The following is a 25027-nucleotide window of genomic DNA, read 5'->3' on the forward strand; positions in this document are numbered from 1 at the left end:
CTGTCATGAAGACCGTCAACCACTGGATCGGTGGCAAGACCGTCGAGGGTGCGTCGGGCAACTACGGCCCGGTCACCGACCCGGCCACCGGCGCCGTCACCACCCAGGTCGCGCTCGCGTCGCTCGAAGAGGTCGACGCCGCGGTCGCCGCCGCCAAGGACGCCTACGCCACCTGGGGCACGTCCTCGCTGGCCGCCCGCACCACGGTCCTCTTCCGCTACCGCGCGCTGCTCGACGCCCACCGGGACGAGATCGCCGCGCTGATCACCGCCGAGCACGGCAAGGTGCACTCGGACGCGCTGGGCGAGGTCGCCCGCGGTCTGGAGATCGTCGAGCTGGCCTGCGGCATCACCACCCAGCTCAAGGGCGAGCTGTCCACCCAGGTCTCCAGCCGGGTCGACGTCTCCTCCATCCGTCAGTCGCTCGGTGTCGTCGCCGGTATCACCCCGTTCAACTTCCCGGCCATGGTGCCGATGTGGATGTTCCCGCTCGCCATCGCCTGCGGAAACACCTTTGTGCTCAAGCCCAGCGAGAAGGACCCGTCGGCCGCCAACCTGCTGGCCGAGCTGGCCGCCGAGGCCGGTCTGCCGGACGGTGTGCTGAACGTCCTGCACGGCGACAAGGTCGCCGTCGACGGCCTGCTCAGCCACCCCGACGTGGCCGCGGTCTCCTTCGTCGGCTCCACCCCGATCGCCCGCTACATCCACGCCACCGCCTCCGCCAACGGCAAGCGCGTCCAGGCACTCGGCGGCGCGAAGAACCACATGCTGGTGCTGCCGGACGCGGACCTCGACGCCGCGGCCGACGCCGCCGTCTCCGCCGCGTACGGCTCCGCCGGTGAGCGTTGCATGGCGATCTCCGCGGTCGTCGCGGTCGGCTCCATCGCCGACGAGCTCGTCGCCAAGATCAAGGAGCGCGCCGAGAAGATCAAGATCGGCCCCGGCAACGACCCGGCGTCCGAGATGGGCCCGCTGATCACCGCCGCCCACCGCGACAAGGTCGCCTCCTACGTCAAGGGCGCGGCCGCCCAGGGCGCCGACGTCGTCCTCGACGGCACCGGCTTCACCGTCGAGGGCTTCGAGGACGGCCACTGGATCGGCCTCTCCCTCCTCGACAACGTGTCCACCGACTCGGACGCGTACAAGGACGAGATCTTCGGCCCGGTCCTGTGCGTCCTGCGCACCGAGACGTACGAAGAGGGCGTCGCCCTCATGAACGCCTCGCCGTTCGGCAACGGCACCGCGATCTTCACCCGTGACGGCGGCGCCGCCCGCCGCTTCCAGCTGGAGATCGAGGCCGGCATGGTCGGCGTCAACGTGCCGATCCCGGTGCCGGTCGGCTACCACTCCTTCGGTGGCTGGAAGGACTCCCTCTTCGGCGACCACCACATCTACGGCAACGACGGCGTGCACTTCTACACCCGCGGCAAGGTCGTCACCACCCGCTGGCCGGACCCGGCCGACGCCCCGGCAGGCGTGGACCTGGGCTTCCCGCGCAACCACTGAGCCCACCGCCCTTCTGCACCGACGGCCCGTACGGAAGCTGTATCCGTACGGGCCGTCGCCATGCCCGCGGCACCCCCGCGCTGACGTGTCGCTGACGCCGGGGACACATGGCCGTACCGCCGTTCCGACGGCGCTGGACTGCTCTCGTGCCCGTCGACTGGAATGGAGCAGGCACCCACGAAGCGCGGTACGGGGGCTCTTGCGGAGGCTCGACCTGGCGGAGGCGATGGCAGTGAGTGCGGTGGACGAACGCCCTTCGGGGCCCGAGACGGTGGGCGCCGCCAGGGTTGTGGACGACCTGCTCGATCTGCCCCGGTCCGAGCGACGGCAGGCGTTGGAGGATCTCGTCGTCGCCGAGTTCAAGGTCGTGCTGCTCATGGACGACGGTGACGAACTTCCTTTGGACGAGAGCTACTTCGACCTGGGGCTCACCTCGCTGACGATCACCGATCTGAAGCAGAGCCTGGAGTCGATGATCGGACACGAACTCAGCGCGAGCCTGCTGTTCAACAGCCCCACCGTGGGCCGGCTGATGGACCACATCTGCGATGAGCTGCTCCCCGGCCTGTTCCGCCCCGCGAGCGTGTCCGCACCCGCGAACGGGCCCGCATCCGCCGTTGCCTCCCGCTCGGTGGACCACTCGGCGGACGCGCTGGTCGACGAAGCCCTCAAGAACCTCTACCAGGGGTAGGAGACATGGTGGATCCGGACGACGCGACCACTGAGAGTGCCCTGAAGCAGGCACACGACGACCTGCGCAAGCAGCGCGGACTCCTGAAGGAGCTGCTGCAGGAGAAGTACGAACCGATCGCGATCGTGGGCGTCGGTCTGCGCTTTCCCGGCGGAAACAACTCCCTGGAGGAATTCACCGAGTTCCTGCGCGAGGGACGCAGCGCCATCGGACCGTTCCCGAAGGACCGCTGGGACGTAGAGGCATACGCGTCCGGCGAAGGCCGCGGCGTCATCCGGACCTCGGGCGGTGGCTTCCTCGACGGGCTCGAACGGTTCGACCCCAGGTTCTTCAGGACGGCCCCCGCCGAGGCGCACTGCCTGGACCCGCAGCAGCGGCTGGTGCTGGAGACCGCGTGGGAGTCCCTCGAACACGCCGGGATCGACCCGACCGCGCTGCGGCACGGCAATGGCGGCATCTACGTGGGGGCCAGCTCCCTCGACTACGTGATGGAGATGGACGAGCTCCGCGACGACGAACTGGACGGCCGGATCGCGGCCGGTGTCTCGCACTCGGGCATCTGCGGCAGACTCTCGTACTTCCTGGGCTGGCGCGGCCCTTCCATCACCGTGGACACCGCCTGTTCGGCCTCCCTCGTCGCACTCCACCTCGCCGTCCAGGGGCTGCGCCACCGCGAGTGCGACATCGCCCTGGCCGGCGGGGTCAATGCCATTCACCACCCCCGCAGCACCGCGCTCTTCTCCGATCTGAGCGCGCTCTCGCCCGACGGCCGGTGCAAGACCTTCGACGACACGGCCGACGGCTACGGCCGGGCCGAGGGCTGCGGCATGATCGTGCTGAAGCGGCTGTCGGACGCCCGGCGCGACGGCGACACCGTCCTGGCGCTCGTCCGGGGCAGCGCCGTCGGGCAGGACGGGGAGAGCGCCGGGCTCACCGTGCCCAACGGTGCCGCGCAGGAGGCCCTGTTACGGAGGGCGCTCGGCAGCGCCCGGCTGGAGCCCGGCGACATCCAGTACGTGGAGGCGCACGGCACCGGAACCCCCCTCGGGGACCCGATCGAGATCGGTGCGATCAGCGAGGTCTTCGCGGACTCGCACAGCAGGAACGATCCGGTGATCGTCGGCTCGGCCAAGACCAACATCGGACACATGGAGCCGGCCGCGGGCATCGGCGGAGTCATCAAGGCCGTTGCCCAGCTGCGGAGCGGCGAGATCTTCCCCCACCTCAACTTCGAGAAGCCGTCGACACGCATTCCCTGGGAGGTCTCCCCGGTCGAGATCCCCACCGAGACCCGCCCCTGGAAATCCGGCACCCGGCGGGCGATGGTCAACTCCTTCGGCTTCGCCGGCACCCTGGCGTCCGCCGTGCTCGAAGAGGCCCCCGCCGGTGCGGACGGTCCCGCCCGCGAAGAAGCCGAGCAGGCCGGGGGTGCGAGGGACGCGAACCGCGACAGCGGCCATGTCTTCACGCTGTCCGCCAAGTCGGCCCGCTCGCTCGCCCTGCAGATCGAGCGCTACCAACGACTGCTGGCCGACCGCCCCGACCTTCCGGTCTCCGCCATCTGCTACACGGGCAACACCGGGCGCGCCCACTTCGACCACCGGATCGCCGGAGTCGTCCGCGACCACGCCGGCCTCTTTGCGCTGCTCGCCGACCGGGCCGCCCGGACCACGACGGCCAGGCCGGAGGCCGTACGCAAAACGGTCTTCCTGTTCACCGGTCAGGGCGCGCAGCACCCGGGCATGGGCCTCGCCCTGTACGGGCGCCACCCGCTGTTCCGCCGGACCGTCGACGAGCTGGACGAACTCTTCATCCCGTATCTGGGCCGCTCCATCAGGGAGTTGATGTTCGGCCGCACCGAGGACGCCGGAGAACTGCACCGCACCCGGTACACCCAGCCCGCCCTGTTCGTCCTGGAGTACGCGCTGGCACGGCTGTGGCTCTCCTGGGGCGTGCGGCCCTCGGCCGTCATCGGACACAGCATCGGCGAGGTGGTCGCCGCTGCTGTCGCCGGCCTCTTCGGCGTGGGCGACGCGGTCCGGCTGGTCGCGGTCCGGGCCCGGCTGATGGATTCGGTCACCGCCCCCGGCGGCATGGCGGCCGTCGGGGCCGACGCACAGACGGCGACCGCTCTGGTGGAGCCGTACGACGACCTCGCCGTCGCCGCGTACAACGCATCCACGCAGTGCGTCATTTCGGGAGGTGCCGCTTCGCTGGACGCGGCGATGGCCGAGCTGTCCGCCAAGGGTGTGCGGGTCAAGCGGCTGCCCGTCTCGCACGCCTTCCACTCGCCCCTGATGGGCGCGGTCACCGAGGAGTTCCGCGCGGCCTTCGACGACATCGCCTTCCATGAGCCCGAGTTCACCCTGATCTCCAACCTCACGGGCCAGGTCGCCAGGTGGCGGGACATCTCCAAACCCGACTACTGGGTCCGGCACATCTGCGAACCGGTGGACTTCGCGGCCGGTATGCGGACCGTGGCCCGGCGCGGCAGGCACGCGTTCATCGAGATCGGGCCGTCCGCCACACTGTCGTCGCTGGCCCGGGAGAACCTCGACGCCCCGGGCGACACCTGGCTGACCAGCCTGCGCCCCGCTCAGCAGGACGACCTCGCACTGCTGTCCTCGGCGGCCAAGCTGTACGCCGCCGGATACCCGGTGTCCTGGTCCGGTTTCCACGCGGAGCGGCGGCTGCGCCGGGTGGTGCTGCCGGGCTACGCGTTCGACCGTCAGGAGTACTGGCTCCGGTCGGCGAACCCCCGCCGCTCCGTGCCCGGGACCGGAGCCGGCGCACGGCCTGGCACCGCCCCGGACGCCCCCGCGACCGTTCCCGTCGCCGCTGCCACCGCCACCGCCCCCGCGGAGCTGGACACCGAGCGGCTGCTCTCCATGGACCAGGGCGAACGGCTCGCCGCCCTCACCGGACACATCCGTGCGCTGATGGCCGCCGAGCTGCAGTTCGACGACCCCACGGAGATAGAGCCCGGTGCGCACTTCCTCGACCTGGGCCTCGACTCGCTGGCCGCCGCCCGGCTCAGCGGACAGCTGGGCACGGCCCTGGGCCGCAGGACCACGGTGTCCGAGGTCATGGACCACCCCAGCGCACGCTCCCTGGCCGAGTTCGCCGAGCAGCGGCTGACCTCGGACTGAACCCCGTGCCGCACACGGCCGGGGCCCCGACCTCCGGATCAGCCGGACCTGTTGATGGAGAGACCATGGACGAGGCCACGCCAGAGACACTCGCCGCCATCCCCGGACACCACGCCGCCGTCCGGCCCGATCATGTCGCCGTGATCCACCTCGGCACCGAGGTGACGTACGCCGAACTCGACCGCGAGAGCAACCGCGCCGCGCACGCCCTGCTCGCCGCTGGGCTCGCTCCCGGCGACCGGGTCGCGTTCCTCGGCATGGAGTCGCACCACTACTACGAGATCGCCTTCGCCTGCGCCAAGAGCGGCACCGTCCTGGTGCCGGTCAACTGGCGGCTCACCGAGAGCGAGGTCGAGCACCAGCTGCGGGACTCCTGCGCCCGGCTGCTCTTCGTGGAGGAGGAGTACCGCGCCACCGTCGAGCGGATCGAGGCCGAGCTGCCGGAACTGAAATGCGTCATCGGCATGGACATCACCGGCCGGCGCGGCGCGGGCTTCCTGGACTGGAAGTCCGCCCTCCCGGACACCGGCACCGGGTACCGCCCCGATCCCGCCCAGCCCGTCGCCCAGATGTACACGAGCGGCACCACCGGGCTGCCGAAGGGCGTGGTCCTGCCGCACCGCAGCTTCTTCGCACTGGGCCGGGCCATGGACGACAACGGTCTCGACTGGGTGGACTGGAAGCCGGACGACAAGAGCCTGATCGGGCTGCCGGGACTGCACATCGCCGGGCTCTCCTGGTCCATGCAGGGCTTCACCGCGGGCGTGACGAACGTGATCATGCGGATGTTCGTCGCCCAGGACGCGGTCGCCCTGATCCGGGACGTGGGTGTCACCACCACCTTCGTCGCCCCGGCCATGCTCCAGATGATGCTGGCCGAGCCCGCCGCGTCCAAGGAGACCTTCGCGACACTGCGCAAGGCGGTCTACGGCGGCTCGCCGATCGCCGAGGAACTGCTGGTCCGCTCCATCGAGGTGCTGGAGGCCGACCTGGTGCAGGCGTACGCCGCCACCGAGACGGGCAACGCGGTGGCCCTGCTGCCGATGCCCGACCACATACCGGGAAGCCCCCGGCTGCGTGCCGCCGGACGCGCCTGCCCGGGGGTGGAGATACGGATCGTCTCCGACGGCAGGACCTGTGCCACGGGTGAGACCGGCGAGGTATGGGTGCGGTCGCCCGCGGTCATGCTGGGCTACTGGAACCTGCCGGAGGCCAGCGCGCAGACCCTGGCGGACGGCTGGCTGCGGATGGGCGACGCCGGCTGTCTCGACGAGGACGGCTATCTCTACCTCTGCGACCGGATCAAGGACACGATCATCGTCGCGGGGGAGAACGTCTACCCCGGCGAGGTCGAGGAGGCACTCGGAAAGCACCCCGCGGTGGCCGAGGTGGCGGTCATCGGGGCCCCGCACCCGCGCTGGGGCGAGGCGGTGCACGCCTGCGTGGTGCTGCACGAGGGAATGCGGGCGACCCCGAGGGAGCTGATGCTGTCCCTGAAGGGGCGGATTGCCGACTTCAAGATCCCCGTCCGGTACGACTTCCTGGACCGCCTGCCCCGCAATTCGACCGGCAAGGTGCTCCGCCGCGAACTGCGGGACCGGTTCTGGGCGGGACGAGCCAGCAAGATCCACTGACGTCGGGCACCGGCACCGGCACCGGTGCCGGTGTCAGCCCCGTCGAGGGCCCGCCGCGCTCCGCCGCAGCCGGCGTGCCAGGTCCGCGGCCACCGCCATGGCGTGCTCATAGATGTAGAAGTGACCGCCCGGCAGCTCGTTGAGCCCCTGGAACGCATCCGCCCGGTCGGCCCAGGCACCCATGGCACCCGCTCCCAGGAGCGGATCCGAGGCCCCGCCGTAGGCCACGACCGGGCAGTCGACCCGTGCGCGGTCGTCCGTATAGCCATTGACCACGGTGAAATCGGCGCGCAGTGCCGGGAGTACGAGGTCGAGCAGCTCGCGGTTCCCGGTGACCTCCGGCGGCAGACCCCCGAACTCCCCGACGCGGGCCAGGAACTCCTCGTCGGAGAGCTGCGCGACGGGCACCGGGCTCGGCCGGTGCGCGCTCCCTTCCCATCCCGAGACCGCGAGCAGAGCGGGAGCGGGGGCGCCGTCCTTCTGCAGGGCGAGGGTCAGCCGGTAGGCGATCAGCGCGCCCATGCTGTGCCCGAAGAACGCGAAGCGGCGTCCGTCGAGGTCGCCCTCCAGGGCCTCATACACGGCCTCGACGAGTGTGTCCAGATCGGTGAACGCAGGGGTGGAGCGGCGGTTCTGCCGGCCGGGCAGCTGGACGGCGGCGACCTCCACGTCGTCGGGCAGCATCTGTGCCCAGCGGGCGTACGTCGCGGCCGATCCGCCCGCGTGGTGGAAGACGTACAGCCTGCACGCCGCGTCGGGCCGTGCCCGGCCGGTGTGGAACCAAGCGGCGCCGAGCCCCGCGTTCTCCTGGACCATCTGCCCTCCCGCGTTTGTGCCGCAATGGGCGGGGGCCTTGCCGCGGCCCCGCCTCGCGTCCGTACCGCTCGACGCTAGGCAGCGGGCGGTGGCCCGGACAATTACCTGCCAGGTAATCGACACCGTTGCCGCCGTGCGCGGAAGGTGAGCGGACTCGTACCGGTCCGAGCGCGGGGAGGAACGCTGTGACCGACGTCAACACCGCACCACCGAAACGTGGCCGGGCCGCTGCCGACCGGCCCGGCTCCCTGGCGCTGCCGGTGATCCTGGCCGGCACCTTCATGGTCGTCCTCGACTTCTTCATCGTGAACGTCGCGATTCCCGCGATGCAGAGCGAGCTCGGTGCGAATACGGCCCAGGTCCAGCTGATCGTGGCCGGATACGGTCTGGCGTACGCCTGCGGCCTGATCACGGCGGGGCGGCTGGGCGACATCTTCGGGCGGCGCCGTCTCTACGTCATCGGGCTGCTGCTGTTCACGGCGGCCTCGCTGGTGTGCGGGATCGCGCCGAACACCCCGGTGCTGGTGCTCGCCAGGGTCGCCCAGGGCATCGGGGCCGCAGTGCTCTCCCCGCAGGTGCTGACCATCCTCGGGGTCACCTACACCGGAGCCTCCCGTGTCCGGGCGTTCACGGCGTACGGCCTGGTCCTGGCCTCGGCTTCGGTCGGTGGCCAGCTGATAGGCGGGGCGCTGATCCAGGCCGATGTCGCCGGTCTGGGCTGGCGCAGCTGCTTCCTGATCAATGTGCCGATCGGGGCAGCCGCGCTGCTGCTGACCCCCGGGCTGATCACGGAGTCACGCGCGGAGGGGGCCAGCCGGCTCGACATCCCCGGGATGCTGCTGGTCACGTTGGGCCTGGTGGCCGTGGTGCTGCCGCTGGTCGAAGGACGGGAGGCGGGCTGGCCGGCCTGGACCTGGGCGTGTCTGATTCTCGCCGTGCCGTTCCTCGGAGCCTTCGTACTGCATCAGCGACGGCTGTCGGCGAGGGGCGGCTCGCCCCTGCTGGATCCGGGGCTCTTCCGCCAGCGTGCCTTCACGGTCGGCCTGTTCGCGGTGATCGTCTTCTACTCGGGGATGGCCTCGTTCTTCCTCGTCCTCGCGCTGTATCTGCAGCAGGGACGGGGGCTGAGCGCACTGGGCTCCGGTCTCACCTTCACGATCATGGGAGCCGGGTTCTTCGTCACGTCCGTGTTCGGGCGGCGGCTCGGGGCATGGCTGGGGCGACAGTCGCTGGCCCTGGGCGGGGTGCTGATCGCGGTCGGTCAGCTGCTGCTCTTCCTCACGGTGTCCCGCATCGGCGTCGAGGGGAACATCTGGCTGCTCGCCCCGGCCCTGCTGCTCGACGGGGCGGGGATGGGGATGGTGATGGCGCCGCTCAACTCGACGGTCCTGGCGGGCATTCCGCCCCGTCTGGCCGGTGCGGCCTCCGGGGTTCTGACCACGATGATGCAGGTGGGCAACGCGCTGGGGGTCGCACTGATCGGCATCATCTACTACGGCAGGGCCGACGCCGTCCCGGCGAGCGCGGCGGATGGGCTGGACGCCGGGCTGGTGTATCTGACCGCCCTCGCAGTGCTGCTCGTCCTCGCCATCCAGCTGCTGCCGAAGAAGGCCACCGAGGAAGCCGCCTGAGTGCACGGCCACCGAGAAACTCTCTGAGTGCACGGCCACCGAGAAACTCTCTGAGTGCACGGCCACCGAGAAACTCTCTGAGTGCACGGCCACCGAGAAACCCTCTGAGTGCACGGCCACCGAGGAAGCCCGACCGGGCGCACCCGCAGCAGCGGCGGGTGCGCTCAGCGGCCGGTCGGCAGCAGGGGAGAGCTCTCGGGCACAGCCGCGCGCAGGTGATCGTTCCAGTGGTGGGAGTGGAGCGTGCCCGCGGTGTGCCTGTCGGCGGGATAGAACGTCTCGATGGTCAGCTCGGCCAGTGTGATGTCGACCGGTGCCACAAAGGTGGTCATGGCACTGAAGAAGCTCAACTCGGTCCCGAGCGCGCGGATGTGCAGCGGAATCGCGATCTGGTTGGTGTCCGAGGTGTCCGGGGAGTTCGGCTCCGTGCTCAGCAGACCCGGCGGGTATCGGTAGGCGCGGACCTCCTCGTACAGGCAGCTGAGCCGCTCGTCATTGGCGAACGCGGCATCGCGCCGCAGCCGGGAGAGCAGATGCCGGCGCCACTCGGCGAAGTTGGTGATCCTGCGCGCCATTCCCTTCGGATGCAGCCCGAGCCGCACGATGTTGACGGGCGGCAGCAGAAGCTCCTCGGCCACACCGTCCAGCAGTGCCATCGCCGACCGGTTGGCCCGGAACAGATCCGAGACGGTGTCGAAGACCAGGGCGGGGTACGGCTCATGGCCGGTGAGGAGCCGCTCGACGGCCTCGTTGACCCGATTCATATGTGACTCGCCGATCGGCGTCTCCTCGTAGGCCGGCGCGTAACCCGCGGCCATGATGAGGGGATTGCGCTGGCGTACGGGCACGTCCAACTGGTCGCAGAGTCTCAGGAGCAGTTCGCGGCTCGGCCTGGCGCGGCCGGTCTCTATGAAGCTCAGATGACGGCTGGACGTCTCGGCCAGCAGGGCCAGTGCCAATTGACTCAGATTCCGTCGATGGCGCCACTCCCGGATCATGGGGCCGATTCGATTGGGCTTCGTGTGTCCGCTGGGCATCGTGTGTCCGCGCATTTGCCCATCGTAGGCAGGTCGACTTCACCATTCCCGGCCCGGCCGTGAGCTGTAATAAAGTTTGGCCGGAATGATTCGCCCGCAGCGGCAGAGGCTGTTTATCGCCTTCCTGTCCTGTTGTTGACTCCCTGGTAAATAAACGGGAATCGGCGATAAGAATCCGGACTCCCGATCCCGCACGTGCGAAGCCGCGCTCCGTCCGGATTCCGGATGGGTCAGTCCACTGTCAGGGCCGTATCAGTGCGCCCTGCCAGAATCGCCGACGTGCCGAGTCGCACAGCTTCCGGCCACTTCCGTGTATCCGCAGCTTTTGTCTCCGCAGTGTCGAGCGCCCAGCACCTCGGAAGGAAGACATCGAATCGTGGAATCTCCCACCGGGACCTTCGGACAAGTCGCCACGAGTGGTTCGCGACCGGCCCGACCCGTGTTCCTCAGCTACGACTCGTATATCGCCGGACGTGAGGTGGCTGCAGAAAGACATGTCTACACGGTGAAGACGTCATCCATTCTTGACGATGTCTTCAGAAGCCTGACACTCAAACGAAAACTGGAACGTGGTAAAGCCGATCCCGCGGAAGCGGCGGACTTTGTCGTGGGACGCTGTGCGCTGGCCGACGACCGCACGGTCGAGGAGGCATCCCGCAAAGCGGCCGAGGCGGCTCCGGTATGGGCGCGGTTTCCGCTGGAACAGCGTCTCGGGCTGGGCAGAGGAATCCGCGAACGACTGCTGAGCCGCCACCTGGAGTTCGTCGATCTGCTCATCGCCGAAGGCAACCCGCGAGCACTCGCCGAATGGCAGGTGGCCGGACTGCTGGAGATCTTCAGCGAGGAGACCCTCGGCTGGTGCGCCCGGCAGATGGAGCAGAGCATCGAGCACGCCGACCGGCGCATGACCGTACGGCGGGTGGCGGACGGCGTGGTCGCCGTCAACCCGCCGCAGAACGCGCCCGCCAGCAGCGCACTGTTCGGGATCACCCCGCTGATCGCCGGCAACGCCGTGGTCGTGCGGGCCCCGCGCAGCGCACCGCTCGGCGTCATGTACGCGATGCGTGAGCTGGTGGCACCGGCCCTCGACGACATCGGCGCTCCCCCCGGCACGCTCAACGTCTTCTGCTCCCGCCCCGGGCCGGCCATCAAGAGCTGGCTGGAGAGCCCGCACATCAACGACATCTTCTACACCGGAGGCGTGATCACCGGGCTGGAGCTGGAGCGCGACTGTGTCGCGCACGGCAAGAAGCCCGTCCTCGAACTCGCCGGCAACGACGCCGTGCTGATCTGGCACGACGCCGATCTGGAGGCCGCCTGCGAGGCCCTCGTGGAGTGCTTCTTCGGCTCGGGGCAGATCTGCATGGTGCCCAACCAGGTGATCGTGCACCCCGCCGTCGCCGAACAGCTGCTGGAACGCCTGCGGCTGACCGCATCACTGATCCGCCCGGGACTGCCCGAGGACCCCGGCGCGCTGCTCTCCCCAGTACTGCGCAGCGAGCGCTTCTACGCCTATGTCCAGGACGCCCTCGACAAGGGCGCCACCCTGGTACACGGCGCCCGGCGGATGGAGACCGACGGTACGCCCTCCGACACCGGCCTCTTCCTCGAACCGACCGTGCTGCGGGTGGACGGCCTCGACCACTGCCGCGACATCGAGGCGGTCGCCGAGGAGACGTTCTTCCCGCTGCTGCCGGTCATCGTGCCCGAGCCGGCCCCCGACGGCGAACTGCTGGACCGGATGCTCGCCTACGTCAACAGCAACCCCTACGGGCTCCGCAACTCGCTGTGGACCCGGGACGAGGCCGTCGCCGACCGCTTCGTGGACGAGGTGTCCAACGGCGGCCTGCTCAAGGTCAACGACTCGCACATCGGCTTCCTGCCCTATCTGCCGACGCACGGCGGCACCGGACGCACCGGCGGCGCCTTCGGCGAGGCCAACTACCCGATGCTGCGCACCACTCATCTGCAGGGCGTCTCGCGCGCCACCGGGGTACGGCCGCGCGAGGCGGTGTTCGGAGCGTACGCCGAGCTCGCCGGAATGCGCCCGGCGCCACTGCCGACCGTCACGCCGGATCACAACTCTGAGGAGCAGTAATGCAGTTCATGCAAGCCGACCGCGAAACCTGTGAGGCGCTGCTGCCCGGCCTGCTGGACCGGCTGGACGAAGTCCCCTTCGCCGAGCTGGAGTCCGACAACAGCCCCGCCGTCGGGATCTTCCGGGACCACGGCGGATCCAACCTGCTGGTGCCCGCCGCGTTCGGAGGGGCGGACGCCACCGCGCTGCAGGCGGCCCGGGTGGTGCGCGCCCTGGGCGCCGCGGCCCCCTCCCTCTCCGTGGCGACCGCCATGCACCACTTCTCGATCGGCACGCTCTTCGGCGTCGCCGACACCTTCGCGGACGGCACCGACCTCGACGACCTGCTGCTGAAGCGGGTCTCCCAGGAACGCCTGCTGGTGGCCTCGGCCTTCGCCGAAGGACGTACCGAACAGGGCATCCTCAGCCCCACCATGGAGGCCCGGCCGGTGGACGGCGGGTATCTGCTGACCGGCTCCAAGAAGCCGTGCAGCCTGTCGAAGTCCATGGACCTGATCACCGCGAGCGTCGGGATGCGCCGGCCGGACGGCTCGGTCGACATGGGCTTCCTGATCCTGCCCGCCGACACCCCCGGCATCAGCGTGCACCCCTTCTGGCAGACCAGCGCGCTACTGGGCTCCGAGAGCAACGAAGTCCGCCTGACCGACGTATTTGTGACAGACCGCCAGATTCTTCAGCCGCCGGCCGAGCTGGCCGAGGAGCTCAGCGAGCTCCAGGAGGTCGGACTGATCTGGTTCCAGATGATCGTGTGCGCCGCGTACACCGGCATGGCCAGCTCACTGGTCGACCGGGTGCTGCGGCGCGGACGCGGCTCCGCCTCCGACCGCGGGTCCCTCGCCGTCGGCATCGAGACCGCGGCCGCGCTCACCGAGGGACTGGCCCGGCGCGTCATGGACGGCGACACCGACAACGACGGGCTCGCGGCCGCCCTGGTCACCCGGTTCGGCGTGCAGAAGCTGATCGCCGAGACCACCGCACAGGCCGTGGAGATGCTCGGCGGCATGGCCTTCATCTCCTCCTGCGACATCGCGTACCTTGCCGCGGCGACCCACGCGATCGCCTTCCACCCGCCGTCGCGCACCAGCACCGTCGACGGCCTGCTCGACTACTACGCGGGCCAGCCGCTGGTTGTGGCATGACACCGGGAGCGTCCACGATGACCACCACGTACACCGGCACCGCACCGGCGCCCGCCAAGGACCCGTACGCCGACCTCGTCACCCGCTACCGCCGCTACCTGAGCAAGGGCCGCGCCTCCCTCGGAGAGATGTTCGGCGGCGATGTGGAGGTCGCCGCCGAGGGCCCCTGGATCCACACCGCGTCCGGAAGCCGCATCCTCAACTGCGGCGGATACGGGGTCTTCCTGATGGGTGCCCGGCACCCCCGGGTCGTCGCCGAGGTGACCCGGCAGCTCAACACCAATCCGGTCGCCACCCGGCTGCTCCTCGAACCCGCCGTCGTCGACGCGGCCGAGGCGCTGATCGACGTCGTCCCCGCCGGGCTGCAGAAGGTGCACTTCGCGGGCTCGGGAGCGGAGGCCGTGGAAGGTGCCATCAAGCTGGCGCGCGCCCAGGGCCGCAGCCGGCTGATCTCCATGGACCTCGGCTACCACGGCAAGACCATGGGCGCCCTCAGCCTCACCGCGAAGGATGTCTTCCAGCAGCCGTTCCGGCCGCTGCTGCCCCAGGTCTCGCATGTGCCGTACGGCGACGCGGCCGCCCTGGAGGCCGAGCTGGCGCGCTACCCGGGAGAAGGCTGCGTCATCGTCGAGCCGGTGCAGGGCGAGGCCGGTGTGATCGTGCCGCCCGAGGGCTATCTGCGGGACGTCGCACGGCTCTGCCGTGAGTACGGGGCGCTCTTCGTGCTCGACGAGATCCAGACCGGACTCGGCCGCCTCGGCACCTGGTGGGGCGCCGACCGGGAGGGCGTGGTGCCGGACATCCTCCTGGTGGGCAAGGGGCTGGCCGGCGGCGTGGTGCCGGTCTCGGCCCTGGTGGCGACACCCGAGGTGTTCCGGCCCTTCGACAAGGACCCGTTCATCCACACCTCGACCTTCTCCGGCAACCCGCTGGCGATGGCCGCGGCCCGCGGTGCGCTCGCCGCCATCAAGGAGGACTCCCTGGTGGAACGGTCCGGCGAGCTGGGGCGGCTGCTGCTGACCGAGCTGGACCGGATCGCCCGCGAGGTACTCGGCCACCGGCTGCTGGAGGTACGCGGAGCGGGCCTGCTCATCGGCCTGGAGTTCACCGTGCCGGGACTGGCGGGGGACCTGCTCCTGGAGCTGATCGGCGCAGGTGTCCTCGCCAACCACTCGCTGAACTCCTCCACCGTCATGCGGCTGACGCCACCGGCGGTGCTAGGTCAGGACGACGTGCAGTTCCTTCTCGACGCGTTCGAGAAGGCCGCCCACGCCGTCATCGCCTGACCCCCCGGACAGTTACGGCCGCGCCATCCCCCCGACAACTGGAGCAGCATCACCGTGAGAAGCATTCACCTCCGGGTGGCCCTGGACGCCGAGAACGCCTCGGCGGCCTTCGGGACCATCGCGGACTTCACCCGCTTCGCGGACATCGCGGAGGACATCCACGTCGTCGAAACCCATCCGCCCGCCACCCCGGACACTCCGCGCGACAGCGACTGGGAGGTCAACTTCCGGCGCGGCATCATGCGCTGGAACGAGGCGGAGACCCTCGATCCGGAGAACCTGAGGATCGAATTCGACCAGACCGACGGCGACTTCGAGGAGTTCCGGGGCAGCTGGCAGCTGACCTCGGCCGGCTCCGGTACCGAGGTCCGCTTCGAGGTCACCTACGACTTCGGCATCGAGAGCCTCGTGGGAATCATGGACCCCATCGCCGAACGCGTCATCAAACGGGCCATCTGCGCCGTACTCGAAGGGCTCTTCGGCTCCATCGCGGTGCTGGAGGGCGGCGAGGCGCTCACCGATCTGCCCGGCCCCGCCCCGGAAGCGGCCCACTCGCTCTCCGCCCGAGGAGGTGCCTGATGGACGCGCTCAACCGCTTCGACACCAAGGCCACCTACCGGCTGATCCGGCTCGAATACCTCTTCGCCCTCGGTGTCAGCTTCTACTTCTTCTTCCGGCACCTGGGCGACATCCGCTGGTGGCCCTTCGCCCTGCTCTTCGTCTACATCGACCTGATCGGCTACATCCCCGGCGCCATCGCCTACCACCGCAGCAGGACCAAGCGGATTCCGAAGGCGTACTACGTGCTGTACAACACCATGCACAGCATGGCGACCCAGGGCGCCGTCGCCCTGCTGTGGATCCTGCTGATCGGCAACGAGTGGGCGCTGCTCGCCCTCCCCATCCATCTGTGCGGGGACAGGGCCCTGTTCGGCAACTTCCTGAAACCGTTCGGCGTCAGCTTCGAGCCCGTCGTCCATCCGCAGTTCGCCGCGCTGGAAGCGGCCGTGGAGCAGGGATCCGGCCGGCCCCCGGCCGCCGTTCCCGCCCCGGCCCCCGCCCGTCAGTCCGCCACCTCATGACCTCGCCGATCGGCACGGCGCACCGGCCGGTCGTCGAGACCACGGTGTGGAGCGCCGCCCGGAGGTTCCCCACCGGGGTGTCGGTGGTGACGGTGGGCAGCGGCGATTCGGTGCACGGCAGCACCGTCAGCGCGTTCTCCTTCGTCTCCCACGAGCCCCCGATGGTCTCCATCTGTCTGCAGAACGACAGCTCACTGCTCCCTCGCATCACGCGGCACCGAGCCTTCACCGTCAATGTGCTCGCCGCCCACCAGTCCGCGCTGGCCCGGCACTTCGCCAGCCGCTCCAGAAGCCCCGGGCGCGCCCAGTTCCAAGGGGTGCAGTGGACACCCGGTGAGGACGGCGTGCCCCGGCTGCGCTCCACCCTCAGCTGGCTGCACTGCCGGGTGCACGAATGCGTCCCGGCCGGGGACCACGCGGTCGTGCTGGCCACCGTGACGGCCTGCGCGGCCGAGAGCGACAGGGCTCCACTGCTGTACTTCGCCGGGCATCTTCACCCCGGTCACATCCGGATCGAGGAGGAAACCACATGACCACGCCGATTCCCGCCGAGGCGGACTGGGACCAGGCCCCCGGACTGCTCGAAGGCGCCATGGACCTGGAGCTCACCGCGGCGGACTGCAACCTCCGCTACTGGCTGCAGGCCGTACCGCAGGGCACCCTGCGCGGCCGCCCGGACGGACACGACCCCACTCTCACGGTGGCCCCGCACATGCTGGAGGGGCCGTTCTACGAGGCCATCACCCAGGAGTACGCCTTCCGGGCACTGGCCGAGGAGAAGGCCACCAGGGTGCTGTCGTACCTGGTCCCGATCGCGCCGGACAACGACACCATGGAGTTCTACGCGACCCAGGTGCTGGACGAGTGCCGGCACGCCATGGTCTTCCGCAACCACCTGCTGGCGCTCGGCATCGCCCCCGAACGGCTGGTCGAGGCGGTCGACACCTTCGCCTCCCCGTACAAGGAGAGCGTGCTGGGGCCGCTGGAGCAGCGCAGCCTGGAAATCATGCGCGACGACCGCGACTTCATCGGCGGCGTGGTGATGATGACCATCATCCTGGAGGGCGCCCTCGCGCCCGCGGCCGAACTGAGCGAGCGCAAGTGGCGGCCGCTCGACCCGGCCGCCGCGGAGATCGACAAGGGCGCGGGCATCGACGAGATCCGCCATCTGACGGTCGGAGCGGACATCGCGCGCCGCCATCTGATCGACCACCCGCAGGACAAGGACCGGGTCGTGGAGCTGATCCGCCGCGGCATGGACATGTGGGAGGAGCTCCCCACCCACGACATGGTGCACTGGCGCGAGGAGAGGTTCCAGGAGGGACTGCGCCGCCACGGCGACGTGGTGGGCGACTACGAGATCTGGCCGGGCCGACGGCTGATGGACACCACCCCGCAGGAGCGTCAGGACACCGCCGACCAGTGGTCCGACGACATGAAGGCCAAGCGCCTGAAGTACATGGGGCTGGAAGAGGCCCTCATATGACGGGCGAGGCCGCCGCCGGCCGGCCGGCCGGACCGGCCGCGGTGCTGTGCGGGCTCGGCGGCTGGCTGCCGCCCAGGGTGGTGACCAACGAGGATCTCGTCGTCCGGCTGGACACCTCGGACGAGTGGATCCGCACCCGTACCGGTATCCGGCAGCGGCATGTGATCGAGCCCGGGATGTCCACCGGTTCGCTGGCCGTCGAGGCCGGAGCCAGGGCCCTGAAGTCGGCGCAGCAGGACTCCGTCGGAGCGGTGGTCCTCGCCACCACCACCTCGGACCGCCCCTGCCCGGCGACCGCCCCGGAGGTGGCCGCGCGGCTCGGCCTGGCCGGGGTACCGGCCTTCGACGTCGGGGCCGTCTGCGCAGGATTCGTCTACGCACTGGCGATCGGCGCCGGACTGATCGCCTCGGGCACGGCGGACGACGTCCTGGTGATCGGCTCGGACGCATACTCGACGCTGCTCGATCCCGAGGACCGCACCACAGGACCGATCTTCGGGGACGGCGCCGGAGCCGTCGTACTGCGCCGCGGCGAACCGGACGAGCCCGGAGCGCTCGGCGGATTCGACCTGGGCACCGACGGACACCTCTCCGATCTGATCGAGATCCCCGCCGGGGGCTCGCGCCAGCGGGGCAGCGGCGTACCGGCCGGGCCCCGTGACCACTACTTCGCCATGCAGGGCAAGCAGGTGTTCCGGCACGCCGTGCTGCGGATGACCGGCTCCGTGCAGAAGGCCGTCGAACAGGCCGGCTGGACCGTGCGGGACATCGACCGGCTCGCCGCCCACCAGGCCAACTCCCGCATCCTGGACGCCCTCGCCGAACAGCTCGGGCTGCCGCAGGAACGGGCTCTCTCCAACATCGACCGGGTCGGCAACACAGCGGCGGCATCGGTCCCGCTGCTGCTCGCCGACGCGGTAGCCGACGGCTCCCTGCGCGCCGGCCACTCGGTGGTGCTCACCTCCTTCGGAGGCGGCCTCGCCTGGGGCTCCACCACGCTGCGCTGGCCGCAACTGGACGCCGTCTGACCGCACGACCACACCCGTCCCATCCCGTCCCGTCCAAACCCTGTGCGTACACCGTTAGGAGACAGAGATGCCCAGCGTTCTCGACCGGATCACCGAGGTCCTCGTCAGCCGGTTCGGAGTCGAGCCGGAGGAGGTCACCGAGGACACCACGATGCGCGATCTCGACCTGGACTCCCTGGCCCTGGTCGAATTCGCCCTGGTCGCCGGTGGTGAGTTCAACATCCAGATCGACGACGAGGAGATCGGCGCGGAATCGTCGGTCAAGGACCTGATCGCCCTGATCGACAGCAAGAGCGCGGTGCTGTGAGCCCCGGCCGCGACGACGCCGGGGCCCGTGACATCGCCGTCACCGGTCTCGGCCTGCTGACCCCGGCGGGCAACGGGGTGGCGGAGAACTGGGCGCGGGTCCTGGACGCCGAGCCGGCCGCGGCCACCGACCCCGGTCTGGCGGGGCTGCTGGTCGACTTCAGCTGCCGCGCCGCGGACTTCGACCCGGTGGCCCACTTCGGCAGGCGACGGGCCTGGCGGCTCGACCGCTACGTACAGCTGGCCCTGATCGCCGCGGCGGAGGCCGTCCACGACAGCGGGCTCGACCCCGCCGACTGGGACGGAGCCCGGGTCGGCGTGGTCCTGGGCAACGCCCTCGGCGGCACCGCCACGTTCGAGCAACAGGTCCGCACCCTCGACCGGCAGGGGGCAGCGGCCGTCTCACCGATGCTGGTGCCGATGTCCGCGGTCAACATGGTGTCCGGTTACGCGGCCATGGAGTTCGGCGCCCTCGGCCCCAATCTCGTCACTGCCACGGCGTGCGCATCGGCCGCCACCGCCATCGGCACCGCACGGGACCTGCTGCGGTCCGGTACCTGCGATGTGGTGATCACGGGAGGCACCGAGGCGAGCCTGACCCCGGCGGTGCTGTCCGGCTTCGCCCGGATGGGAGCACTCTCCCGGCGGTGCGACGATCCGGCCGCGGCCTCCCGCCCGTTCGACACGGACCGGGACGGCTTCGTGGCGGCGGAGGGCGCGGGGGTGCTGGTGCTGGAGCGACTGGCCGACGCCCGCGCCCGCGGCGCCCGGGTGCGGGCCCGGCTGAGCGGATACGGGGCATCGGCCGACGCCCATCACGCCACCGCCCCCGACCCGGAGGGGCGGGGCGCCGAACGCGCGATCCGCACAGCGCTGCGCGACGCGGGCGTGGCCCCCGACGAGGTCGACCATGTCAACGCGCACGGCACCTCGACCCCGCTCAACGACCTCACCGAGGCACGGGTGTTGAAACGAGTGCTCGGCACGCGTCCCGTGGTGACGTCGTCCAAGGGCGTGACCGGGCACTCACTGGGCGCCGCAGGAGCCGTCGAAGCGGCGCTCACCGTCCTCGCGCTGGAGCAGGGGACCGTGCCGCCCACCGCGAACCTCGACAGCGTCGACCCCGCCATCGAGGTCGACATCGTGGCGAAGGCGCCCCGGGCCCTGCCGATCGGAGTGGCCCTGAGCAACTCCTTCGGATTCGGGGGACAGAACGCCGTACTCGTGTTCACCGCGGCCTGACCGCGGCGCCATTCGGCCCGACGTTTCGGCCCGACATGAAGGAGAAACGCTCATGCCCGCCCGACAGGACTCCCTGACCATCTCGCCGACAGGCTCCTTCGAGGAACTGTCCGATCTGGTCAAGCAGGCCGGGCTGATGGATTCCCGGAAGGACTACTTCACCTTCAAGATAGCCTCCAACCTCGTTCTGTTCGGGGCCTGCTGGGCGGCGCTGTTCTGGTTCGGGGACACCTGGTGGCAGTTGGTGACAGCGGTCGCGCTGGGGCTGGCCTTCGTCCAGACCGGCTTCATCGCGCACGACACGGGCCACAAGCAGATCAGCAAGGCCAAGGTGCCGTCCGAGGTGCTGGGTGCCATCCATATGAACCTGCTGATGGGCACCGCGTACGGCTGGTGGATCAACCACCACAACCGGCACCACAGCAACCCCAACAACCTCGACCGCGACCCGGACACGATGCGCCGTCAGGTCATCTTCGACGTGGACGAGATGCCGGCGAAGGCGACGAGCGGCTTCCGGCGGTTCGTCATCCGCTTCCAGGCGGTGATGTTCTTCGTGCTGCTGGGACAGGAGGCTTGGCGGCTGCACGCGTCCGGCTTCAAGGCGGCACGCGCGGGCGGGCTGCGCCGCCCCGTCCTGGAGCTCGGGCTGATCGGGGTGCACGCCGTGGTCTGTCTGGCCGCCGTGTTCACCGTGCTGTCACCGCTGACCGGCGTGGTGTTCGTGCTCCTCAACCAGGCGGTGTTCGGCCTGTATCTGGGCGCCGTCTTCGCCCCGAACCACAAGGGCATGGTCGTCTACCGCAGCGATGTCCAGCTCGACTGGCTCCACCGCCAGGTGCTGACGTCACGGAACATCCGGTCCAGCCGGCTGACCGACTTCCTGTACGGGGGGCTGAACTACCAGATCGAGCACCATCTGTTCCCCGCCATGCCCCGGGTCAATCTGCGGTACGTACGGCCGCTGGTCATCGACTACTGCGCGGAGCACGCCATTCCGTACCGGGAGGTGTCCGCCTGGGCCTCCTACCGCGAGGTGGCACGCTTCCTCGGGAAGGTCAGCGACGAGGCCCGCAACGGCGCGGAACCGCAGGCTGCGTGAGTGTCACGGCCGGGTCCGCCGGTGCCGGACCCGGCGGCGTCGCACGGCATCAGGTGCCGCCGGGCCCGCGTGCCGGATGGTACGTGGGCCCTCAGCCGTACCGGCCGACCCCCATACATTCTTGGCTATTTTTTTGCATACTCCGCTGAGAATGGGTTTTATCACGCCCCCGGTGATGCGTCAATTACTGGATGGGTAATGGACTTTGCCATTTCCCCTGCTGCACAGTTGGCTGTGCGAGGGGCGTGCTCGATAAACACCGACGAGTTACGGCCCTTCCCGATGGTCAACGGGCGATTGGACACGGGGGGATTCGTGACATTCAAGGTTCTCGGCTCAGTGGGAATAGTGAACGGAACCGGTCTGACCGCTTTACGGGGGGCGCGTCAGTGCACGCTGCTCGCACTGCTGCTCCTGAAGGCGGGGGAGCCGGTGACCAAGGAACAGTTCTTCGAGGAGCTGTGGGAGGAGGGAATACCGAGTCAGCCCGGAAACGCATTGCAGGCCCAAGTGGCCCGGCTGCGAAAAGTGCTCCGCGCCGAGCTCGGTGACGAGTTCGTCGGCCGGCGGCTGATCACCCGCCCGTCAAGCTATGTGCTGGACGTCGACCCGCTCGAAGTGGACGTGCACCTCTTCGGCTCCCTGACGAAACAGGCGCGCGCTTCGATGCGGAACGATCCGGCGGGCGCGAGGGAACTGTTCGACCGGGCCCTGTCGCTCTGGCACGGTGCGCCGCTGGAGGGTGTCACAGGCGGCCCGATCTGCCAGAGCGCCGCCGCGCAGTTCGAGGAGAACCGGCTCTCGGCCGTGGAAACGCGAATACAGCTCGACATCGCGATCGACGGATACGCCCAGGCCGTCAGCGAGTTGAAGATGCTCGCCTATCTCGCCCCCTGGCGGGAGCGGCTGTTCGAGCTGTTGATGGTGTGCCTCTACCGCCTCGGTCGTCAGGCCGAGGCCATACAGACCTACAACCAGCTGCGCAGCCGTCTGGTCGAGGAGTTCGGGATGGAGCCCTCGCCGAGCGTCAAGAGCTGCATGATGGCGATCCTCAACCAGGACCCGGCGCTCGGCGGCGCCGAACGGCTCGTGGTGGCACGTACCCCGCTGCGCGGTTCCGCGATCGCGTCCTGACCCGCAGTCCCGGCGCGCCGCTCCCCACCCCGCACCCCACGCACCCCACGCACCCCACGCACCCCGGAAAACGACTGTCGATGACGGAGGAATTTCTCGTGACGAAGCCCGACCGGACCCCTTCGCCGGATGCGTCGAAGACGGAACTCGACGAAGTGCGCGATCTGATTCTGCAGTACCCCGGCGTTGCCCGTGCACGACTGGAGCGCACGGCCGCGGGCCGGCTGACCGCACGCGTCCAGGGCTGGAACAATGCGAATGACCTCTCGCCCGCCGGGCCGCTGAGTGAACTCGCCGAGATCAATCCGCACGAGACACGATTTCTCTACGACGAGATATTCTCCGCCGAATCCTACTTACAGGGCGGTATCACCCTGCGCGAGGACGCCGTCGTCTTCGACGTGGGCGCAAATATTGGAATGTTCAGCCTCTTCGTCGGGGCCCGCTGCCCCTCGGCCAGTGTTTTCGCATACGAGCCGGTGCCCGATGTCTTCGACGTGCTGCGCCGAAATGTCGAGCGGCACGGCGTGTCCGCGCGGCTGCTTCCCTTCGGGCTGTCCGACCGGGAGCAGGAGATCGTCTTCAACTTCTATCCGGGCATCTCGATCATGTCGTGCCGCAGCGACTACGCGGACCTGGAGAACGAGGTCGATCTGATCAAGCAGTACGTCGCGAACACCCGGGAAACCGGCGCCGCGGGCCGGGACGACCATCTGGCCCAGGTGGAGGCCCTGGTCGCCAAGGACTTCGAACTCACCGAGCGGCGCTGCCGGCTGCGACCGCTGTCCGATGTGATCGAGGAGACCGCAGTGGAGCGCATCGATCTGCTCAAGATCGATGTGCAGCGGGCCGAGCTGGATGTCCTGCGAGGCGTCGAAGGCCGTCACTGGCCCTTGATCCAGCAGATCAGCATGGAGGTCCACGACGAGAAGGACACCCCGACCGAAGGCCGGGTGCAGCTCGTGCGGGACCTGCTGACCGCGAACGGTTTCCGGGCCACCGTGGCCGAGGAGGACCTGCTGCGTGGCACCGGCCGGTACGCCGTGCAGGCGGTACGCCCCGAGTACGCGGACGATCCCCGCCCGGTGGTGGCCTCGGCCGCGTCCGGCAGGCCGCGCCTCGACCCCCGGGCCATCGCCGACTGGCTGGCCGGACGCAGGCCCGCCGGACGCCTTCCGGACGAGATCGTGCTGGTCGACGGCCTGCCCCCGCAGGACTGAGCGACCGGGCCGCCGCCCGCACAGCCTGAAAGACCCCCGGGCCTGCGGGCCAGGGGGTCTTCCCTGCGGTGAGGGGGGGCAACCGTCAGGCGGTGGCCTGCTCGGGGACCGCATCCAACAGGGCGTCCAGCTCCGCCAGTGCAAGGTCCGCCGCCGCGGCGGCGGAAGCGCTGTCCGGGTCGCCGGCCAGGCCGAAGAACGAGTTCAGCAGCTGGCCTTCGGCGGCCTCCAACTGCTCCGGTGTCGGTCCCATGACAAGCTCCCGGGTCTCGGAACGGATCGGTTTGCGTACTCCGTACGTCACGAACGGACGGCGGGCCGCACCGGGCAGGTGCGGCGCGTCCTCAAATGGCGTTGGCCGCCTTGAAGATGTGAAGAAGCCCGCTCAACCGGGCCTCGCCCTGGAAGGCCACGTACTCCGGCAGTACCAGCGGTGCCCACTTCTGCTTGTACGCCAGCTGTGTCTGAGCCGGGTACACAGCGGCGCCATTGGCCAGCAGCCACCGCATGAACCAGGCGAAACCCCTGCTGGCGCCGGGCACTTCGTACTCCTCGGCGAGCCCGGTGAACGGTGTGAAGCCGAAGTGCAGCCAGTCGGCCCCCTCGGCGACGAAGGTGTCGATGGCCGTCCTGTTGATGGCCTCCATGATGCCGGGCACCTTGTCCGGAAGACGACGGCTGAGATCGTGCAGCCAGCCGCTGCGGCTGCCGTGGGCGGGCGAGTAGGAGATGTAGCCGACGGGCTTGCCGTCGATCCGGCCAACGAAGAGCCGGCGCAGCGCCTGCGCTTCACCGCCGAGCTCACCCACCAGGAACTCCAGCGGCTTGGCGTGCTCGCCCTTGCTGCCCAGCCAGGCACGGTCGACCTCCGCCACCGCCTCCGCGCAGCCCGCCAGCGGACTCTCCGTCACGGTGAGACCGGCCCGGAACGAGCGGGCGATCTTGTTCCGCAGCTGCATGAAGCGCGTGCCGCGCAGGCTGAAATCGGCCAGGTCGATGGCGTACGACGCACCCACCTGGTTCACGGTGAAGCCGTGTTCGGCGTACAGACCGGTCTCCGCCTGCTGGAGCTGCACCGACACGACCGGACGCTCCTGGGCCGCGGCGAACTCCAGAAAGCCCTTCAGCAGCCGGCCCGCGGCGTCCGGGGGAGACAGGGGACCGCCGAACTGCACCAGATACGGCCCGGAGGTCCGGTACACGATCACTCCTGGAACCCCGGGCAGCGCGAAGCGGGAATTACCGCTGCTGAGGGCCAGGAATGCGCTGGGATTGTCGCTGAACTCCGCCACGGCGCGGAGCGTGTTGTCGAAGTCGATGCTGTCTGCTGTAACACTGGAAGTCATCCTGCACGCCCCACGAGAATAGACGGGTAATGCGGTCTGCCGCCGCGCAGCGGGAAGTCAGACAGATCCGGCCCTGCTCCTGATGGAGTGCAGGG

Annotated in this window: 22 protein-coding genes; 18 read left to right on the forward strand and 4 right to left on the reverse strand. The window is 69.6% G+C overall.

What is annotated here, in order from left to right:
* Positions 1–5: 5 nt before the first annotated feature.
* The 4 genes from mmsA to ACIPEK_RS01560 all read left to right on the forward strand — a co-directional run bounded on the left by mmsA (position 6) and on the right by ACIPEK_RS01560 (position 6979).
* A complete protein-coding gene (gene mmsA / locus ACIPEK_RS01545) occupies positions 6–1505 on the forward strand; it encodes a CoA-acylating methylmalonate-semialdehyde dehydrogenase (protein ID WP_401989599.1) in 1500 nt (499 codons plus the stop codon).
* Between the two features lie 226 nt (positions 1506–1731).
* Entirely contained in the window at positions 1732–2196 is a 465-nt protein-coding gene (locus tag ACIPEK_RS01550; protein WP_401989600.1) for an acyl carrier protein, read from the forward strand.
* Positions 2197–2201: 5 nt separating this feature from the next.
* Positions 2202–5345 (forward strand): type I polyketide synthase, encoded by a 3144-nt coding sequence (locus ACIPEK_RS01555; RefSeq protein ID WP_401989601.1) that lies wholly within the window; start codon positions 2202–2204, stop codon positions 5343–5345.
* Positions 5346–5410: 65 nt separating this feature from the next.
* Positions 5411–6979 (forward strand): long-chain-fatty-acid--CoA ligase, encoded by a 1569-nt coding sequence (locus ACIPEK_RS01560; protein ID WP_401989602.1) that lies wholly within the window; start codon positions 5411–5413, stop codon positions 6977–6979.
* A 33-nt stretch (positions 6980–7012) separates the two neighbouring features.
* Here ACIPEK_RS01560 and ACIPEK_RS01565 read toward each other — a convergent pair whose 3' ends face one another.
* Positions 7013–7795 carry a thioesterase II family protein gene (locus ACIPEK_RS01565; RefSeq protein WP_401989603.1) on the reverse strand — a complete coding sequence of 261 codons (783 nt, stop codon included), beginning with the start codon at positions 7793–7795 and terminating at the stop codon, positions 7013–7015.
* Between the two features lie 185 nt (positions 7796–7980).
* Here ACIPEK_RS01565 and ACIPEK_RS01570 point away from each other — a divergent pair, with 185 nt between their 5' ends.
* Positions 7981–9426, forward strand: coding sequence for an MFS transporter (locus ACIPEK_RS01570; protein ID WP_401989604.1), 1446 nt, complete (start codon positions 7981–7983; stop codon positions 9424–9426).
* A gap of 164 nt (positions 9427–9590) precedes the next feature.
* Here ACIPEK_RS01570 and ACIPEK_RS01575 read toward each other — a convergent pair whose 3' ends face one another.
* The gene (locus ACIPEK_RS01575) at positions 9591–10478 is read right to left on the reverse strand and encodes a helix-turn-helix domain-containing protein (protein ID WP_401989605.1); all 888 of its coding nucleotides are present in this window, start codon (positions 10476–10478) and stop codon (positions 9591–9593) included.
* A gap of 490 nt (positions 10479–10968) precedes the next feature.
* Here ACIPEK_RS01575 and ACIPEK_RS01580 point away from each other — a divergent pair, with 490 nt between their 5' ends.
* The 13 genes from ACIPEK_RS01580 (at position 10969) to ACIPEK_RS01640 (ending at position 23586) form a co-directional block, all read left to right on the forward strand.
* Positions 10969–12561: an aldehyde dehydrogenase family protein gene (locus tag ACIPEK_RS01580; protein WP_401989793.1), complete on the forward strand. Its 1593-nt coding sequence runs from the start codon at positions 10969–10971 to the stop codon at positions 12559–12561.
* On the forward strand, positions 12561–13700 hold the full coding sequence (locus ACIPEK_RS01585; RefSeq protein WP_383069004.1) for an acyl-CoA dehydrogenase: 1140 nt from the start codon (positions 12561–12563) through the stop codon (positions 13698–13700). Before ACIPEK_RS01580 ends, ACIPEK_RS01585 begins: the two co-directional genes overlap by 1 nt.
* A gap of 17 nt (positions 13701–13717) precedes the next feature.
* Positions 13718–14986: an aspartate aminotransferase family protein gene (locus ACIPEK_RS01590; RefSeq protein ID WP_383069002.1), complete on the forward strand. Its 1269-nt coding sequence runs from the start codon at positions 13718–13720 to the stop codon at positions 14984–14986.
* Between the two features lie 54 nt (positions 14987–15040).
* Complete coding sequence (locus ACIPEK_RS01595) at positions 15041–15565, forward strand: type II toxin-antitoxin system RatA family toxin (RefSeq protein WP_401989606.1); 525 nt, start codon at positions 15041–15043, stop codon at positions 15563–15565.
* The gene (locus tag ACIPEK_RS01600; RefSeq protein ID WP_383068998.1) at positions 15565–16068 is read left to right on the forward strand and encodes a hypothetical protein; all 504 of its coding nucleotides are present in this window, start codon (positions 15565–15567) and stop codon (positions 16066–16068) included. The genes ACIPEK_RS01595 and ACIPEK_RS01600 overlap by 1 nt, the downstream gene beginning before the upstream one ends.
* Positions 16065–16601: a flavin reductase family protein gene (locus tag ACIPEK_RS01605; RefSeq protein ID WP_383068996.1), complete on the forward strand. Its 537-nt coding sequence runs from the start codon at positions 16065–16067 to the stop codon at positions 16599–16601. The genes ACIPEK_RS01600 and ACIPEK_RS01605 overlap by 4 nt, the downstream gene beginning before the upstream one ends.
* Positions 16598–17554, forward strand: coding sequence for a VlmB-like protein (locus tag ACIPEK_RS01610; protein WP_401989607.1), 957 nt, complete (start codon positions 16598–16600; stop codon positions 17552–17554). Before ACIPEK_RS01605 ends, ACIPEK_RS01610 begins: the two co-directional genes overlap by 4 nt.
* On the forward strand, positions 17551–18582 hold the full coding sequence (locus ACIPEK_RS01615) for a beta-ketoacyl-ACP synthase III (RefSeq protein WP_401989608.1): 1032 nt from the start codon (positions 17551–17553) through the stop codon (positions 18580–18582). Before ACIPEK_RS01610 ends, ACIPEK_RS01615 begins: the two co-directional genes overlap by 4 nt.
* Before the next feature lie 67 nt (positions 18583–18649).
* Positions 18650–18889 carry a phosphopantetheine-binding protein gene (locus tag ACIPEK_RS01620; protein WP_401989609.1) on the forward strand — a complete coding sequence of 80 codons (240 nt, stop codon included), beginning with the start codon at positions 18650–18652 and terminating at the stop codon, positions 18887–18889.
* Positions 18886–20130 (forward strand): beta-ketoacyl-[acyl-carrier-protein] synthase family protein, encoded by a 1245-nt coding sequence (locus tag ACIPEK_RS01625; protein ID WP_383068990.1) that lies wholly within the window; start codon positions 18886–18888, stop codon positions 20128–20130. Before ACIPEK_RS01620 ends, ACIPEK_RS01625 begins: the two co-directional genes overlap by 4 nt.
* Before the next feature lie 52 nt (positions 20131–20182).
* Positions 20183–21232: a fatty acid desaturase family protein gene (locus tag ACIPEK_RS01630; RefSeq protein ID WP_383068988.1), complete on the forward strand. Its 1050-nt coding sequence runs from the start codon at positions 20183–20185 to the stop codon at positions 21230–21232.
* A gap of 348 nt (positions 21233–21580) precedes the next feature.
* Positions 21581–22366, forward strand: a complete 786-nt coding sequence (locus tag ACIPEK_RS01635) for a BTAD domain-containing putative transcriptional regulator (protein WP_401989610.1) — start codon at positions 21581–21583, stop codon at positions 22364–22366.
* 98 nt (positions 22367–22464) lie between these two features.
* Positions 22465–23586 (forward strand): FkbM family methyltransferase, encoded by a 1122-nt coding sequence (locus ACIPEK_RS01640; protein WP_401989611.1) that lies wholly within the window; start codon positions 22465–22467, stop codon positions 23584–23586.
* Between the two features lie 85 nt (positions 23587–23671).
* Here ACIPEK_RS01640 and ACIPEK_RS01645 read toward each other — a convergent pair whose 3' ends face one another.
* Entirely contained in the window at positions 23672–23839 is a 168-nt protein-coding gene (locus ACIPEK_RS01645) for an ABC transporter ATP-binding protein (protein WP_383068982.1), read from the reverse strand.
* A gap of 91 nt (positions 23840–23930) precedes the next feature.
* Positions 23931–24932, reverse strand: a complete 1002-nt coding sequence (locus ACIPEK_RS01650; protein ID WP_401989612.1) for a DUF2156 domain-containing protein — start codon at positions 24930–24932, stop codon at positions 23931–23933.
* Between the last annotated feature and the right edge of the window lie 95 nt (positions 24933–25027).

Origin of the sequence: Streptomyces sp. NPDC088246 (assembly GCF_044741025.1) — a bacterium.
In the GTDB taxonomy this organism is placed as follows: domain Bacteria; phylum Actinomycetota; class Actinomycetes; order Streptomycetales; family Streptomycetaceae; genus Streptomyces.